The 14,781-nt window shown below is 59.9% G+C and carries 11 protein-coding genes; 2 read left to right on the top strand and 9 right to left on the bottom strand.

All coding sequences use genetic code 11. The features are described from left to right. Positions 1–2: 2 nt before the first annotated feature. From CPH89_RS16100 to CPH89_RS16090, 3 genes are all read right to left on the bottom strand, one after another. A complete protein-coding gene (locus CPH89_RS16100) occupies positions 3–1,100 on the bottom strand; it encodes an amino acid ABC transporter permease (protein WP_053254522.1) in 1,098 nt (365 codons plus the stop codon). A 10-nt stretch (positions 1,101–1,110) separates the two neighbouring features. After that, complete coding sequence (locus CPH89_RS16095; RefSeq protein WP_053254521.1) at positions 1,111–2,292, bottom strand: amino acid ABC transporter permease; 1,182 nt, start codon at positions 2,290–2,292, stop codon at positions 1,111–1,113. A gap of 72 nt (positions 2,293–2,364) precedes the next feature. Continuing rightward, positions 2,365–3,396 (bottom strand): amino acid ABC transporter substrate-binding protein, encoded by a 1,032-nt coding sequence (locus CPH89_RS16090; RefSeq protein ID WP_053254520.1) that lies wholly within the window; start codon positions 3,394–3,396, stop codon positions 2,365–2,367. A gap of 345 nt (positions 3,397–3,741) precedes the next feature. Here CPH89_RS16090 and CPH89_RS16085 point away from each other — a divergent pair, with 345 nt between their 5' ends. Next, entirely contained in the window at positions 3,742–4,398 is a 657-nt protein-coding gene (locus CPH89_RS16085; RefSeq protein WP_053254519.1) for an alpha/beta hydrolase, read from the top strand. A gap of 96 nt (positions 4,399–4,494) precedes the next feature. After that, positions 4,495–5,970: an ATP-dependent RNA helicase RhlB gene (gene rhlB, locus CPH89_RS16080; protein ID WP_073637269.1), complete on the top strand. Its 1,476-nt coding sequence runs from the start codon at positions 4,495–4,497 to the stop codon at positions 5,968–5,970. Positions 5,971–6,109: 139 nt separating this feature from the next. Here the strand turns inward: rhlB and moaE are convergent, their stop codons facing one another. The 6 genes from moaE to CPH89_RS16050 form a co-directional block, all read right to left on the bottom strand. Continuing rightward, entirely contained in the window at positions 6,110–6,559 is a 450-nt protein-coding gene (moaE, locus tag CPH89_RS16075) for a molybdopterin synthase catalytic subunit MoaE (protein WP_053254517.1), read from the bottom strand. A 2-nt stretch (positions 6,560–6,561) separates the two neighbouring features. After that, positions 6,562–6,804 carry a molybdopterin converting factor subunit 1 gene (gene moaD / locus CPH89_RS16070; RefSeq protein ID WP_053254516.1) on the bottom strand — a complete coding sequence of 81 codons (243 nt, stop codon included), beginning with the start codon at positions 6,802–6,804 and terminating at the stop codon, positions 6,562–6,564. After that, the gene (gene moaC / locus CPH89_RS16065; RefSeq protein ID WP_053254515.1) at positions 6,801–7,274 is read right to left on the bottom strand and encodes a cyclic pyranopterin monophosphate synthase MoaC; all 474 of its coding nucleotides are present in this window, start codon (positions 7,272–7,274) and stop codon (positions 6,801–6,803) included. The genes moaD and moaC overlap by 4 nt, the downstream gene beginning before the upstream one ends. A 126-nt stretch (positions 7,275–7,400) precedes the next feature. Further along, positions 7,401–11,132, bottom strand: coding sequence for an autotransporter domain-containing protein (locus tag CPH89_RS16060; protein ID WP_053254514.1), 3,732 nt, complete (start codon positions 11,130–11,132; stop codon positions 7,401–7,403). Positions 11,133–11,445: 313 nt separating this feature from the next. After that, on the bottom strand, positions 11,446–12,840 hold the full coding sequence (locus tag CPH89_RS16055; protein ID WP_053254513.1) for a PhoH family protein: 1,395 nt from the start codon (positions 12,838–12,840) through the stop codon (positions 11,446–11,448). Between the two features lie 348 nt (positions 12,841–13,188). Then, positions 13,189–14,313 carry a polysaccharide deacetylase family protein gene (locus CPH89_RS16050; RefSeq protein WP_053254512.1) on the bottom strand — a complete coding sequence of 375 codons (1,125 nt, stop codon included), beginning with the start codon at positions 14,311–14,313 and terminating at the stop codon, positions 13,189–13,191. Positions 14,314–14,781: the final 468 nt, after the last annotated feature.

Below are 14,781 nucleotides of genomic sequence, written 5' to 3'. Positions count from 1 at the left end.
TCCTAACGCTTGTGGCCAGTGTCGAGCTTGTGTTCCAAATGAATGGAATAGCGCGACATACCAAAACAGAAAATCCAGAACACCAGGGCGGCAAACACATAGCCTTCAGTGGCCATGCCCAACCATTTAGGGTCGGCGGCGGCTTGCTTGACGCTGTTGAGCAGGTCGAACAGGCCGATGATGATCACAAGGCTGGTGTCTTTGAACAACGCAATGAACGTGTTGACGATGCCCGGAATCACCAGTTTCAGGGCTTGCGGCAGAATCACCAGGCCCATGCTGCGCCAGTAACCCAGGCCCATCGCCGCGGCCGCTTCGTACTGACCTTTGGGTATCGCCTGCAAGCCACCGCGCACCACTTCTGCCACGTAGGCCGACTGGAACAGGATCACGCCGATCAGCGCCCGCAACAACTTGTCGATGCCCATGCCTTCAGGCAGGAACAACGGCAGCATCACCGAAGACATGAACAGCACCGTGATCAACGGTACGCCGCGCCAGAATTCGATGAAGGTCACGCAGACCACACGAATCGCCGGCATGTTCGAACGTCGCCCCAGCGCCAGCATAATGCCCAGCGGCAAGGCGCCGGCGATGCCGACCGTGGCAATCACCAGGGTCAGCATCAGGCCGCCCCATTGGCTGGTCGCCACGTTGGTCAGGCCGAAGATCCCGCCGTGCAACAGGAAGTAGGCAATGATCGGGTACAGCACCAGAAAGCTCAGCCCGTAGACCGCCTTGCGCGCAAAGCGCGAGATGAACAACGGCGCCACGCCAATGATTGCCAGCCACACGGTCAGGTCCACGCGCCAGCGCAGGTCGCCGGGGTAGTAGCCGTACATGAACTGCCCGAAGCGCTGTTGGATAAACACCCAGCAGGCGCCCTCTTTAGTGCAATCGGCGCGCGTGGTGCCGACCCAGTTGGCATCGAGGATGGCCCAATGCAGGATCGGCGGCACCACCAGGTAGATCAGGTAAAACGCCAACAGCGTCAGCAGGGTGTTGAGCCAACTGGAAAACAGGTTGGCGCGCATCCAGGCCATCGGTCCGAAGACTTTGTTCGGCGGCGGCATATCAGGTTTGAAAGTATGCGAACTCATGTGCGTTTCCTCACCGCTCGATCAGCGCAATGCGCTTGTTGTACCAGTTCATCAGCAAGGAAATGCTGATGCTGATCGCCAGGTACACGCTCATGGTGATGGCAATAACTTCGATGGCCTGGCCGGTCTGGTTGAGCACCGTGCCGGCAAACAGCGAAACCATTTCCGGGTAACCGATACCGGCAGCCAGTGACGAGTTCTTCGCCAGGTTCAGGTATTGGCTGGTCAGCGGCGGAATGATCACCCGCAGGGCTTGCGGGATGATGACCTTGCGCAGCGTCGGCCCGGGGCGCAGGCCCAGGGAGCGCGCGGCTTCGGTCTGGCCGTGGCTGACGGACTTGATGCCCGAACGCACGATCTCGGCAATAAACGCGGCCGTGTAGACGGTAAGCGCCAGGGTCAACGCGAGCAGTTCGGGGATCAATACCCAGCCGCCAACGAAGTTGAAGCCCTGCAACTTGGGCATTTCCCAGTGCAATGGCGCGCCGAAGATCAAGGCACACAACGCCGGGATCACGATGAACAGCGCCAGGCCCGCCCAGAATTTATGGAAGGGTACGCCGGTCGCTTCAAAGCGCTTGTTGGCCCAGCGGGCCATCAGCACGATTGCCACGATTGCCACGACAACACTGACCACAAACGGCCAGAACCCATCGGCGGCAATCGCCGCCGGCATGTTCAGGCCACGGCTGCTGACAAAGAAGGTGTCGCCGAAGTTATGGCTGTTGCGCGGCCCCGGCATGGTCAGGAACACCGCGAAGTACCAGAACAGGATCTGCAGCAGCGGCGGGATGTTGCGGAACACTTCCACATACACGGTGGCCAGCTTGTTGATCATCCAGTTCGGCGACAGGCGCGCCACGCCGATGATGAAACCGAGCAGCGTCGCCAGGACCACACCAATCACGGTCACCAGCAAGGTGTTGAGCAAGCCGATGACAAAGACGCGGGCATAGCTGTCCGATTCGGTGTAATCGATCAAATGCTGCGCGATGCCGAAGCCGGCACTGCGCTCAAGAAAGTCGAAACCCGAGGTAATGCCCCGGTGTTGAAGGTTGGTCTGGGTATTGTTGAAGAGGTACCAGCCCAGCGAGACCACCGCCACAATCGTGATGATCTGGAAGAGCCACGCACGCACTTTGGGATCGCTGAAGCTGAGCTTCTGCTTTGGTGCGCCGATTTGATTTTGCATGAAGTGCCCCGGAAAGAATGGAACAGAACATCACCCGGCAGTTGGCCCACCGGGTGACAGAACCATCAGCTATCAGCGCACAGGGGGTGCGTATTGAATGCCGCCGTTGTTCCACAGCGCGTTCAGGCCACGGTCGATTTCCAGCGGGGTGCTCTTGCCCAGGTTGCGCTCGAACACTTCACCGTAGTTACCGACTTGCTTGACGATCTGTACGACCCAGTCTTTCTTCACTTTCAGGTCTTTGCCGTATTCGCCGTCAGCACCGAGCAGACGAGCAACGTCCGGGTTCTTGGTGGACTTGGCTTCAGCTTCAACGTTTTTGGAGGTGATACCGGCTTCTTCAGCGTTGAGCATGGCGTAGCCCACCCAGCGCACGATGGCCAGCCACTCGTCATCGCCGTTACGCACGACCGGGCCCAGCGGTTCCTTGGAAATGGTTTCCGGCAGAACCACGTAGTCCTTCGGCGAGGCCAGCTTGCTGCGCTGGGCGAACAGTTGGGACTTGTCGGAGGTCAGCACGTCGCAACGACCGGATTCCAGCGACTTGGCGCTTTCATCGGAGGTGTCGAAGGTGATCGGGGTGTACTTGAGGTTGTTGCCACGGAAGTAGTCGGAAACGTTCAGCTCGGTGGTGGTACCGGCCTGGATGCAGATGGTTGCACCGTCGAGTTCCTTGGCACTTTTGACGCCCAGCTTGTTGTTAACCAGGAAGCCGATGCCGTCGTAATAAGTGATGAAGCCCGGGAATTTCAGACCCATGCCCGCATCGCGGGAGCTGGTCATGGTGGTGTTACGCGACAGGATGTCGACTTCGCCGGACTGAAGCGCGGTGAAACGCTCCTTGGCGTTCAACTGGCTGAATTTGACCTTGGTTGCGTCACCGAAAACAGCGGCGGCCACAGCACGGCAAACGTCAGCATCGATCCCGAGGATCTTGCCGCTGGCATCCGGTACCGAGAAACCCGGCAGGCCGTCACTCACGCCACATTGCACAAAGCCTTTCTTCTGCACGGCGTCCAGGGTGGCGCCGGCTTGGGCGAAACCACTGACACCCAGTACAGCGGCCGCGGTTACGATGGCCAGGGTGGATTTCAATACCTTCATTCAAACCTCCAGTTGCTCTTGTTGTGTCGGAGCTCCAACCTCAGCGCACCCTTATGAGGCGATATCGACCCGTGTTGGCTTTTTTTGGGGTCAAGCGGCATGAAGTTGTCGCGGTAATTCCAGTTGCTATCCCACAAGCGGCAGTCACTGATAGTGTTACCGTCCTGGGATAGTCCTGACATCGACCTACACATAGCAAGGCGCGTACCAGAGTGAGAGCAGAGTCGTTTCTGCCCATGGTCAATAGAAAAAGATTCAACCTTGCGACATTCTCTTAACAGATCAACCCGTCGCGCACCGTTCCGACGCACTCAATCGGAGCGCACGCACATATATGGAGCAGACATGACCGAACCCTTGATTCTTCAGCCCGCCAAGCTCGCAGACGCCTGCGTAATCTGGTTGCATGGCCTGGGTGCCGATCGCTACGACTTCCTGCCGGTGGCCGAGGCGCTGCAGGAAAACTTGCTGTCCACCCGCTTTGTATTGCCCCAGGCGCCGACCCGCCCGGTGACCATCAATGGCGGCTACGAGATGCCCAGTTGGTACGACATCAAGGCCATGAGCCCAGCCCGTTCCATCAGCCTGGAAGAGCTGGAAGCGTCGACCAAAATGGTTACGGACTTGATTGAAGAGCAGAAGAGAACCGGAATAGACGCCTCGCGGATTTTCCTCGCCGGTTTTTCCCAAGGTGGCGCCGTGGTCTTCCACACCGCCTTCCTTAAATGGCAGGGCCCTTTGGGTGGCGTGATTGCCCTCTCTACTTATGCACCGACCTTCGGTGACGAGCTGGAATTGTCCGCGAGCCAACAGCGTATTCCTGCACTCTGCCTGCACGGTCAGTACGACGACGTGGTGCAAAACGCCATGGGCCGAAGCGCCTACGAGCATTTAAAGAGCCGTGGTGTCACCGTGACATGGCAGGAATACCCAATGGGTCACGAAGTGTTACCTCAAGAGATCGCCGATATCGGTGCCTGGTTGGCTGCACGCCTGGGCTGAAACCCAGCGTTTATGTAGCCGTATGACAGACGCACTACGCCGCGCCCGTTTCTTGCATTACACTGGCCGGCGTACATTCCTTAACCAATTAATGAGATCACCGTGCTCAAAGCACTTAAGAAGATGTTCGGCAAAAGCGAGGCTGAGCCGTTCGCGCCTGTTCCCAGTGCTCCTGTCCCCTCCTCCGACAGCCGCAATGACGGTCAACAGCCAGGCCGGACCGCACCTGTCGCCTCGCCGAAGACACCGCCGGTGACGCCACCTGAACAGGCACTGCCTGCTGCTGCCGCACCAGCGCCAGCGCCAGCGCCGAAAGCACCACGCCGCGAGCGCGCACCCAAACCGCCCGTGATCCCGTGGAAACTCGAAGACTTCGTCGTCGAGCCCCAGGAAGGCAAAACCCGCTTCCACGATTTCAAACTGGCCCCGGAGCTGATGCACGCCATCCAGGACCTGGGTTTCCCGTACTGCACGCCGATCCAGGCGCAGGTGCTGGGTTTCACCCTTGCCGGCAAAGACGCCATCGGCCGTGCGCAGACCGGCACCGGCAAGACCGCCGCGTTCCTGATTTCGATCATCACCCAACTGCTGCAAACGCCGCCGCCCAAAGAACGCTACATGGGTGAGCCGCGCGCACTGATCATCGCCCCCACCCGGGAGCTGGTGGTGCAGATCGCCAAGGACGCCGCCGACCTGACCAAGTACACCGGCCTGAACGTCATGACGTTCGTCGGTGGCATGGACTTCGACAAGCAACTCAAGCACCTCGAAGCCCGTCATTGCGACATCCTCGTCGCCACCCCGGGCCGCCTGCTCGACTTCAACCAGCGCGGCGACGTGCATTTGGACATGGTCGAAGTGATGGTGCTGGACGAAGCCGACCGCATGCTCGACATGGGTTTTATCCCGCAAGTACGCCAGATCATTCGCCAGACCCCGCCGAAAAACGAGCGCCAGACCCTGCTGTTCTCCGCGACCTTCACCGAAGACGTGATGAACCTCGCCAAGCAGTGGACCACCGACCCGTCCATCGTCGAGATCGAAGCGCTGAACGTTGCCAGCGAAAACGTCGAACAGCACATCTACGCCGTCGCCGGCGCCGACAAGTACAAGCTGCTCTACAACCTGGTCAACGACAACGGTTGGGAGCGCGTGATGGTGTTCGCCAACCGCAAGGACGAAGTGCGCCGCATCGAGGAACGCCTGGTGCGCGACGGCGTCAACGCCGCGCAACTGTCCGGCGATGTGCCGCAACACAAGCGCATCAAGACCCTGGAAGGCTTTCGCGAAGGCAAGATTCGTGTGCTGGTGGCCACCGACGTGGCCGGGCGCGGAATTCACATTGATGGCATCAGCCATGTGATCAACTTCACCCTGCCGGAAGTCCCGGACGATTACGTGCACCGCATTGGCCGTACCGGCCGTGCAGGCGCTGCGGGTGTATCGATCAGCTTTGCCGGTGAAGATGACTCGTATCAGTTGCCGTCGATCGAAACGTTGCTGGGTCGCAAGATCAGTTGCGAGACGCCGCCGACGCATTTGCTGCGGGCTGTGGAACGCAAACGCCCGTAAGCTGGAATGCGCTTAAACAGGTGGGCGCGGGCTTGCTCGCGAATGCGGTCTGTCAGGTAAAGGTGTACTGACTGAGACACCGCCTTCGCGAGCAAGCCCGCTGCCACATCTGGATCTCCACACACAGTTAGTCGGCGGTTTATTTCCAGCGATCCGCCGCCGCGTGATCGCTGCCCCGCCCTTCCACCCAGCGTGGCCCTTCTGGTGTGTGTTCTTTCTTCCAGAACGGCGCGCGGGTCTTCAGGTAGTCCATCACAAACGCACAGGCATCAAACGCGGCCTGGCGGTGTGCACTGGCTGCCGCCACAAACACGATGGGCTCGCCCGGTTCCAGCGCGCCGATGCGGTGCAGCACTTCCAGCTTGAGCAACGGCCAACGTTGTTCGGCTTCCACCGCGATCTTGGCCAGGGCTTTTTCGGTCATGCCAGGATAGTGCTCAAGGAACATGCCCGACACATCGCGGCCATCATTGAAGTCGCGCACATAGCCGACAAAACTCACCACCGCGCCCACGCCGACATTGGCGGCGTGCATGGCGTTAACCTCTGCGCCGGGGTCAAATGCCTCGGCCTGTACGCGAATGGCCATGCTCAGCCTCCCGTCACGGGCGGGAAAAACGCCACTTCATCACCGGCCTGCACCGGCTCATCGAGGCTGCACAGCTCCTCGTTTCGCGCACACATCAGGTTGCTCTCGTTGAGCACCGCAAACTCAGGGTCTGCCGCCAACGCCTGTCGCACGGCATCGACGCTAGCGAACTCGCCTTCCATCTCCAGCGAATCAAAGCCTGTCGCCTCGGCGTAACGCGCAAAAAACAATACGTTGATGCTCATGCCTGGTCCGCCTTGAAATGCCCGCTTTTGCCGCCAAGCTTTTCCAGCAGGCGAATACTTTCGATGGTCATGCCACGGTCCACGGCCTTGCACATGTCGTAAATCGTCAGTGCAGCGACGCTGGCGGCCGTCAGCGCTTCCATCTCCACACCGGTCTGGCCGCTGAGTTTGCAACGCGCCAGGATATGCACGGCGTCGATGCCATCAGCGCTCAACTCGACCTTGACGCCCGTGAGCATCAGCGGGTGGCACAGCGGGATCAGATCACTGGTTTTTTTAGCCGCCTGGATCCCGGCAATACGGGCCACGGCAAATACGTCGCCCTTGGGGTGGGCGCCGTCGACAATCATTTTCAGGGTGTCGGGCAGCATGCGCACCCGCGCTTCGGCCACGGCCTCGCGGAACGTCACGGCTTTGTCGGTGACGTCGACCATATGGGCGCGACCTTGGGAATCGAGATGAGTCAGCACAGGGATACTCCTGATCAGGAGCGGCAATTGTAAACCTGTGAGTCAATTTTGCGCAGGGCTGTTTATCCCATCAAAAAGGGGCGCACTGATTGCTCAGTGCGCCCCCTCATAACCAACAACGCAGGATTAGAAGCGGAATGTAAACCCGGCATTGATCCCGTTGTTGTTACCGCGGTTGGACAGCAAACCGCTGTAGTTCAAGGACACCAGCGTGTCTTTGGTCAAGGCCATTTCCGCACTGGCCTTGATCACCGCGCCATCACGGGCCACGGGCACACTGTTGACGGCGAAGGCGCTGTCACTGCCGCTAAACTTCAGCGAGGCATCGCGATCGGTATCGCCGAACTGATGCTCCCAACCGAGCTCGCCGCGCAATGTCACTGCCGACGTCGAGCTGACCGCCAACTGGGTATGCGCGCGCAGGCCGAGGGTCGACAGCGTGGCGTCCTGGCTTTGCTTGCTGGCGTGCAAGGCGGCAGCGCCGCCCTTCTCCTTGAACGAATCGCTCTGGTAATTCAGGTACGTCAGGTTGGCGAAGGGTTCGAACAGGTTCCACTGGGTGTAACCGATCTCGGCAAACACTTGATCCGTGCGGGCGTTGTAGTCGGCTTTGTCATAGTCCGACTGGTTCGCGTAAGCCACACGCCGCGAGGTGTCCAGGCGATGCCAGGTGGTGGCGCCACCCAAGCGCAGGGCGATGGCGTCGAAGCGTTTACCGCCGTAGACCGACAGGTGATAGTTGTCGCTGTCCGCCGACGCCGATTCACCATTGAGATGGCTCTGGGTGTAGCCGGTCGCCGCGCCGACACGCCAGCCGTCGCCGACGTCCGTGTCCAGCCCCAGCAGCACACCGCTGGTGGACGAGGAGTAGCCGCTGGCATTGTTGTCACCGCTGGCGTTATTGCGCCCGCCCAGCAATTGCACCCAGCCACCGTTATCGCTGGCCTGGATTTGCGCGCTGGAATCCAGCGCCTGGGCCTGTTGCAGGCGACCGTTGACCGCTTCGCGAAGGTAACGGCTGTCGGCCATTTGCGCCGCCGCCACATCCGCGTGCAATTGCCCCGAGAGTTGCTTGAACGCAGCCTGCGCCTGGGCGGCAGAGTCCGAGGCCAGGAGGCTTTCATACACCGGGCTGCCGCTGCCCAATGCATCGGACACGCTTGCCACGGCGCGTTCGTTGCGGGTTTGCGCGACGCTGGCAAAACTCGTCTGGTTACGCGCCACCGCCAGGCTCAGTTGGTTCGGCTGGTAGTTCAGTTGAGTGCCGATAAACAGGTAGTTGGGGGTAATCGCCGCAAACTGACCGTTGATGCCCTGGCTGGCGCTGAGGATGTTGAACTGCTGGCCCAGCAGGCTACGGGCTTCGGTGGCGGACAGCAGGTTGGGGCTGTTTTCCAGCGACACGGTGACAACACCGCCGTTGAGCGTGGCGACGCCGCTGCTCTGGATCTGGTCGCTCTGCCCGTTCGGGCCGACCTCCACGGCATACACCGAACCCGGGTTGAAGGTGACGTTACCGGTGTGCAGCGTACCGATCGAGTGACCCGGCGCCACGCGGCCGCCAGCGTTCACGCTCAAGGCGCCCACGCTGCCGTTACCGGCCAGTGTGCCGCCCTGGGTGGTCAGCACAGCGTTATCCGCGTTCACCGTCCCCACGGCGCTGCCGTCCACCGTCACGGCCGAGGTCAACGAGCCGTCGACCGACAGCTTGCCGCCACGTACCCACGTGCTGCCCGAATAGGTGTTTTGGCCTTCCAGCACCAATTCGCCGTCCCCGGACTTGGCCAGGCTGCCGACATAGGTCGTGCCGGTGAGCAAATCCTTACCGCGTGCCAGCGTCGCCTGTTCCCGGGCGTGGCCGATTTCGTAGTCAAACTGGTCATCCGCCGAGGCATTGGCGGGCAGCCCGTTCAGCCAGCCTTTTTGCTGCTTGGTGGCAGCCCAGGTCGCCTGCTCGGTGGCGTCTTCGACACGACGGGCGCGAATCGCCTCATCGGAAATCGGGTTAGCCCAGATATCGCGAGTACCGGTGGGCAATGCCACCGCCACCGAACCGAGGAACTGCCCCGGCCCCTGCATGGCTTTTTGCAGGTTGGGCAAGCCCCAGCCGCTGACCACACCCGGCACTTGCGGCGTGCCTGGCGCGGCATCGTGCACCGGTTGCAGGTTGTCGTAGGTGCGGCCACCCGTCAGGTTACCGACAGGCGTGTCCGGCCCATCCGGCGCTTGCAGGCTGGAGGTGGTCAGCAACACATCCCGCGCCTGGCTGGCGGTCATGTAAGGGAAGCGCTGAATCACCAGGGCCAACGCCCCGGAAACGCTCGGTGCAGCGGCAGACGTGCCGTTGGCATTGGGGATGATTTCGCCTTCCGGCCCGGTGGACGGAATGCCCGAAACCCCCATCACACACCACCACTTCGAAGTGCCGCAGCGGTTGTACACCTGGGCGCTGGTTTCGTCGTAACCGGTGATCGAGAGGAATTTTGCTTCGATATCCGGCTTGAAAAACGGCAGGTTGGCGTTGGTGTCCGGGTTGGCGCCGTGGCTGTCGTTGCCCGCCGAGATGATCTGGATAAAGGTGTTTTGCCGTGCGGCGTCCGCCATGGCATCCATCCAGGTTTTCTGCCCGGCGTGGGCCTTGTCCCAGAACGGGCGATAAGCGGCGGTCATGTCGCGCAAGTTGTCGGCCGCACTGTCACCGACATTACCGAAGTGGTTCTCCACGTCGTTGCGCGAGTTTTGCCCCCAGCTCTGGTTGACGATCGACACGTTCTTCGCCGCCAAGGCGTTGTAGCTGGCCATGAATGCGTTGTAGTCGAGGTCGTTGGAGCCCTGGAAGCGGTTGTCGTCGGTGCCGCCGGTATTGGCGACAAAAATATTCGCATCAAAGGCAATGCCGTGCATGCCGGTGCCATTGCGGCTGGCGCCCAGTACGCCGGACATTTCCGTGCCGTGTCCGTCATTGATGACCGGGTCGTACTCACCGGAAATACTGAAGTGCTCGCCCTTTTGAAACTCGCCGTCCGGGGTGTCGTGAAGGTAGCGCGGGTGGGTCGCGTAATACTCGCCGCTGGACGTCACCGCCTGCACCCGGTCCTGGCCCTGGGCATTTTTGCCCTGGAACTCAAAGTGCCGGGTAAGGATGCCCGAGTCGAGCACCCCCACATTCACGCCCTTGCCGGTCATGCCCAAGGCATAGGCGTAATACGCGTTGGTGCGGTCCAGGCCAGAGTTGACCTGGGCTTCCGGGGTCTTCCAGGTTTGGGCGTTGGCGCTCCAGTCACGGGTGGCGTCCGCCCAGGACTGGCCTGCATTCAATTGCCCATTGAGGTGACTGCTGACGCCCGGCTCAACGTAGGTATAGGGCTTGGCAGCCGGCAGGTTCGCGAGGATGGCCTTGGAAAAATCGAGAATATTGGTGGTGTAGCGGCCACTGTTGCTGAACAGTCGGCTGCGGTAGTAATCCAGTCGCGAGGCATAGTCCAGCGGGCGCTTGGTATCGCCAAGCATGGCGCCGATGGTCAGGTTTTCCGGCTGCAGTTCGTAATATTGCTTGAGGGGCGAATCGAACTTGCCCGACTGGGCGGCAAAGTCTTTGGCCGCGAGGTCGACAATGTCTGCATAAGCAAACCGCAGGTTCTTGTAGACCTCCGTGTTGGGGCCGAACGATGCAACGGCTTTCCTGAAGGCCGACTCCAGCACCTGCGCCGTGTAAGGGTTGCTGTCATCCGCCCAGGCCATCGAGCCCTGGCCCAGCCAGAGGGCAAGCCCCACTGCGATGGGCGTGAGGGGGATTGATTTGGAACCGGTGCTGCGCTTGCGATGAAACAAAGTGAAGCCATTACCTGCTACGTCCATTATTCCTTTCCCTTTGGATATGTGCGTCGTCAATGAGCGATGTATCGGGCTTTTTGTAATAGGCAGGGTCACGCGGAAAACCCGCTGGGGGTTCTCAAAACGTCGTCGAATCAATGAGGTTACGTTTCGACTGGAGTCACACAGCGTTCTTATTATTTTGCGGCGGAAAAAATGTAACAAAATAATTACAAAGACTACAAGCACCCTGGGCGCATTAACGAAGACAAATGTCGCCCACAACAAAAACCCCGGATTTCGTGAGAAATCCGGGGTGGTTCGTGGCATTTAGCCACCAACTACGCCATGGGTGTGTTTACAGATGGGACTCGGCGTATTCAGCCAGAATCGAGCGAGGCACCCCTTGCAGCGCAATGTGCACGCCGTTCGGGAAGTCTTTGAAGCGTTCCGTCAGGTAGGTCAGCCCGGAGCTGGTCGCGGACAGGTAAGGGGTGTCGATCTGCGCCAGGTTGCCCAGGCACACCACTTTGGAACCGGCACCGGCACGGGTGATGATGGTTTTCATCTGGTGCGGTGTCAGGTTCTGGCATTCATCGATCAAAATCAGGCTTTGCTGGAAGCTGCGACCTCGGATGTAGTTGAGGGATTTGAACTGCAACGGCACTTTGCTGAGGATGTAATCGACGCTGCCATGGGTGTTTTCGTCATCCATGTGCAAGGCTTCGAGGTTGTCGGTGATCGCCCCCAGCCACGGCTCCATTTTTTCCGCTTCGGTGCCGGGCAGGAAACCGATTTCCTGGTCCAGCCCCTGCACGCTGCGGGTGGCAATGATGCGGCGATAGCGCTTGGTCACCATGGTCTGCTCGATGGCGGCCGCCAGGGCGAGGATGGTTTTGCCCGAGCCTGCGGCCCCGGTCAGGTTGACCAGGTGGATATCCGGGTCGAGCAGCGCATACAGCGCCAGGCTCTGGTAGATGTCACGCGGTTTCAGGCCCCAGGCTTCCTGGTGCAACAGGGGTTCCTGATGCAGGTCGAGGATCAGCAGCTTGTCGACCTGAATCTCTTTGATCCAGCCCACAAACCCCTGTTCGTCGATGATGAACTCATTGATATGCACGGCCGGCAGGTTGTCGGTCAGCTGTACCTGGTGCCAGGTGCGGCCATGGTCCTGACGGGTTTCGACTTTGCTGACGCGGTCCCAGAACGAGCCGGTCATGGTGTGATAACCACGCGACAGCATCGACACGTCGTCGACCAGTTGGTCGGTACTGTAGTCCTCGGCAGCGATCCCACACGCTCGTGCCTTGAGGCGCATATTGATGTCTTTGGTCACCAGCACCAGGCGCAGGTCCTTGTCACGCGCGTGCAGGTCGATCAATTGGTTGATGATTTTGTTGTCGTTCAGATTCTCCGGCAGCAGGCTGTTGGGCTCGCTGCGCTTGTTCATCAAAATCGACAGCAAGCCCTTGGGCCCGCTTTTTCCGCGCTGGATCGGCACGCCGACTTCAACGTCCTCGGGTGAGGCTTCACCCAGGGTCTTGTCGATCAGGCGGATGGCCTGGCGGCACTCGGCGGCAACGCTGTGGTGCCCGCTTTTGAGTTTGTCGAGCTCCTCAAGCACGATCATCGGGATAGCGACGTGGTGTTCTTCGAAGTTAAGCAGTGCGTTTGGATCGTGAATCAGTACGTTGGTATCAAGCACATAAAGGATTGGCTGGTCGGAAGAAGGGTTACGTCCATGATCATCCATACTCGGTCACCTTTGTGGGAGCCAGTCGACGCAATACCACAACAGTGCTGCGCCTCGATTCGACCACCGACTGCACCTGAGTGACGTCAAGCGCAGTGCCCACATGAGGAGTCTTGGAAGACGCCACCTGTGTTGCAGGTTTCGGCGATCTGACTTCGTAATACCGCAAAAACGATGACAGAAAAAAGCACTTTGACACTTTTCTGAAGTTTATTTTTCAGGATGACGAATAGCACTAGCCGAGTGCCATGGACCCCGTTAAAGTCGGAAGTCAGCCTGCTTCGAAATGTCGCACAAAATCGCCCCAAAAATGCCTCATCCCCAACAGGGCCGGGCACTTCAGCTTTTTCAGCGAAACGCCTCCCGACAGTCCTGCCAACCCAGCCCACTTTGCGCCGTCGCCTGTAGCAACATCGGTAATGCGACCCGCGCCTTGTCCTGGGTGTCGTGAAACACAATCACCCCTTTGCGCCATAGCAACATCAACGTCAGCAGCCGTTGCGCCGCCTCATCAGCCTTGAGTTTGCCCGGCTCATCCTGCGAGTCGATATCCCACAGCGCCACCTGCAAACCCTGGGACTGGAAGAAGCCCTGGCTGTCGGCGCGACGCTGGCCGTACGGCGGGCGAAACAGCGGCACGTAGTTTTCCGGCATCAGGTTCTGCGCCAGCGATGCACTGCGCGTGATCGAGCCTTGCCACTCGACCCAATGACTGTGGGAGCGATACTGCCAGCCCTGGGTGCCCACGCACTGGCCCTGGTACAACGCTTGTACGTCAGCCGCCGAACTGCGCTCAACGCGGGTTTGCAGACTGCTGCCGAGGACGAAGAAGGTGGCGTTGAGCTTCTGCTTGCGCAGGTAGTCAGTGAGCCAGTCAGTATTGCCGCTGACGGGTGCCGGGCCGCCGTCGAAGGTCAGCAGGAACATGCGGTCGTTGAATTCGTCGCCATTGCGTTCGTGGTCGCCAAAACGCGCGATCTCACTGCTGATCTGCGGGAACAACGCGGCTTTGCGCAGCAGTTCGTCCAGGTAGCGCTCATGGAAACTGTGGCTGGGGTTGGCCCAGCCTATATAGAAGGAGTCATCACTGACCTGGAACTTGCCGGCCTGTTCGCGCAGGTCGTCCATGCTTTCCACCAGGTAGCAGAACGAGGCATCTTCTTCGCAGCTTTGCTGGGCAAACGTGTAGTTCTCCAACAGGCGCTGCCAGAGTTGCCGGCGCAGGTCGTCAATGGAAGCCAGGTTGATGATCTTCAGGCCCAGGCGCTGCTTGAGCACGGCTTCGTCCTGGGCTTCGCTGGCGATCAAGCTATGGGCGAACATCAGGATTTCGGCGCGTGAGGCGACGTCGAACAGCGCGGGGCTGCTTAGCTTCTCCGGCCAGACACCACGGTCCAGGCTTGCCACGTCCACCGGCGCCGCCTGGGCGCCCAAGCACAGCAAACAAGCCGACAGTAAAAACGCAATTCGCACACAGGGTCTCCCTTTCCAGAGTTGTCGGGCACTATAGCCGATCACCTGGGGGAGCTACTGGGTTGGTGTGTATATCCGTTGTTTGGGTAACAGCCACTCAGGGTTGCGGGCTTACAGCGGGTCACGTTTGATAGAGCCTGTACGGAGCGGGCCGCCTAAGATCAAAAGCAGTGCACGGCGCCCCGGTTGCCGACCTGAGTGGTGTAGATCAAAAGCAACGCCGAGGATGCCTGACAGCCGACCTGATCCTGGAAGCTGAACTCGGTTAAATGTGGGAAGGGGCTTGCTCCCGATAGCAGCGTGTCAGTTGATGCATCGGGTGACTGACCCAGCGCATTCGCGGGCAAGTCGAATCGTCACCCGCCGCTCCCACAGAAAAGCAGTTCTGCTTCTGATCTGCCCCTGCTGTGCTTTTGCCCTGCTTTTGCTTCTACCACTCAGGTCGGCTACCAGGCCGCCGTGCTCTGC

The sequence above is a fragment of the Pseudomonas fluorescens genome (genome assembly GCF_900215245.1).
GTDB lineage: Bacteria > Pseudomonadota > Gammaproteobacteria > Pseudomonadales > Pseudomonadaceae > Aquipseudomonas > Aquipseudomonas fluorescens.
The sequence above is the reverse complement of the archived record's forward strand: the minus strand, read 5'-3'. Positions and strand labels throughout refer to the sequence as shown.

Bases quoted from the DNA above. Each gene is read 5' to 3' on its own strand.
- CPH89_RS16100 (WP_053254522.1), bottom strand. From the start codon at position 1,100: ATGAGTTCGCATACTTTCAAACCTGATATGCCGCCGCCGAACAAAGTC.
- CPH89_RS16095 (WP_053254521.1), bottom strand. From the start codon at position 2,292: ATGCAAAATCAAATCGGCGCACCAAAGCAGAAGCTCAGCTTCAGCGAT.
- CPH89_RS16090 (WP_053254520.1), bottom strand. From the start codon at position 3,396: ATGAAGGTATTGAAATCCACCCTGGCCATCGTAACCGCGGCCGCTGTA.
- CPH89_RS16085 (WP_053254519.1), top strand. From the start codon at position 3,742: ATGACCGAACCCTTGATTCTTCAGCCCGCCAAGCTCGCAGACGCCTGC.
- moaE (WP_053254517.1), bottom strand. From the start codon at position 6,559: ATGGCCATTCGCGTACAGGCCGAGGCATTTGACCCCGGCGCAGAGGTT.
- moaD (WP_053254516.1), bottom strand. From the start codon at position 6,804: ATGAGCATCAACGTATTGTTTTTTGCGCGTTACGCCGAGGCGACAGGC.
- CPH89_RS16060 (WP_053254514.1), bottom strand. From the start codon at position 11,132: ATGGACGTAGCAGGTAATGGCTTCACTTTGTTTCATCGCAAGCGCAGC.
- CPH89_RS16055 (WP_053254513.1), bottom strand. From the start codon at position 12,840: ATGGATGATCATGGACGTAACCCTTCTTCCGACCAGCCAATCCTTTAT.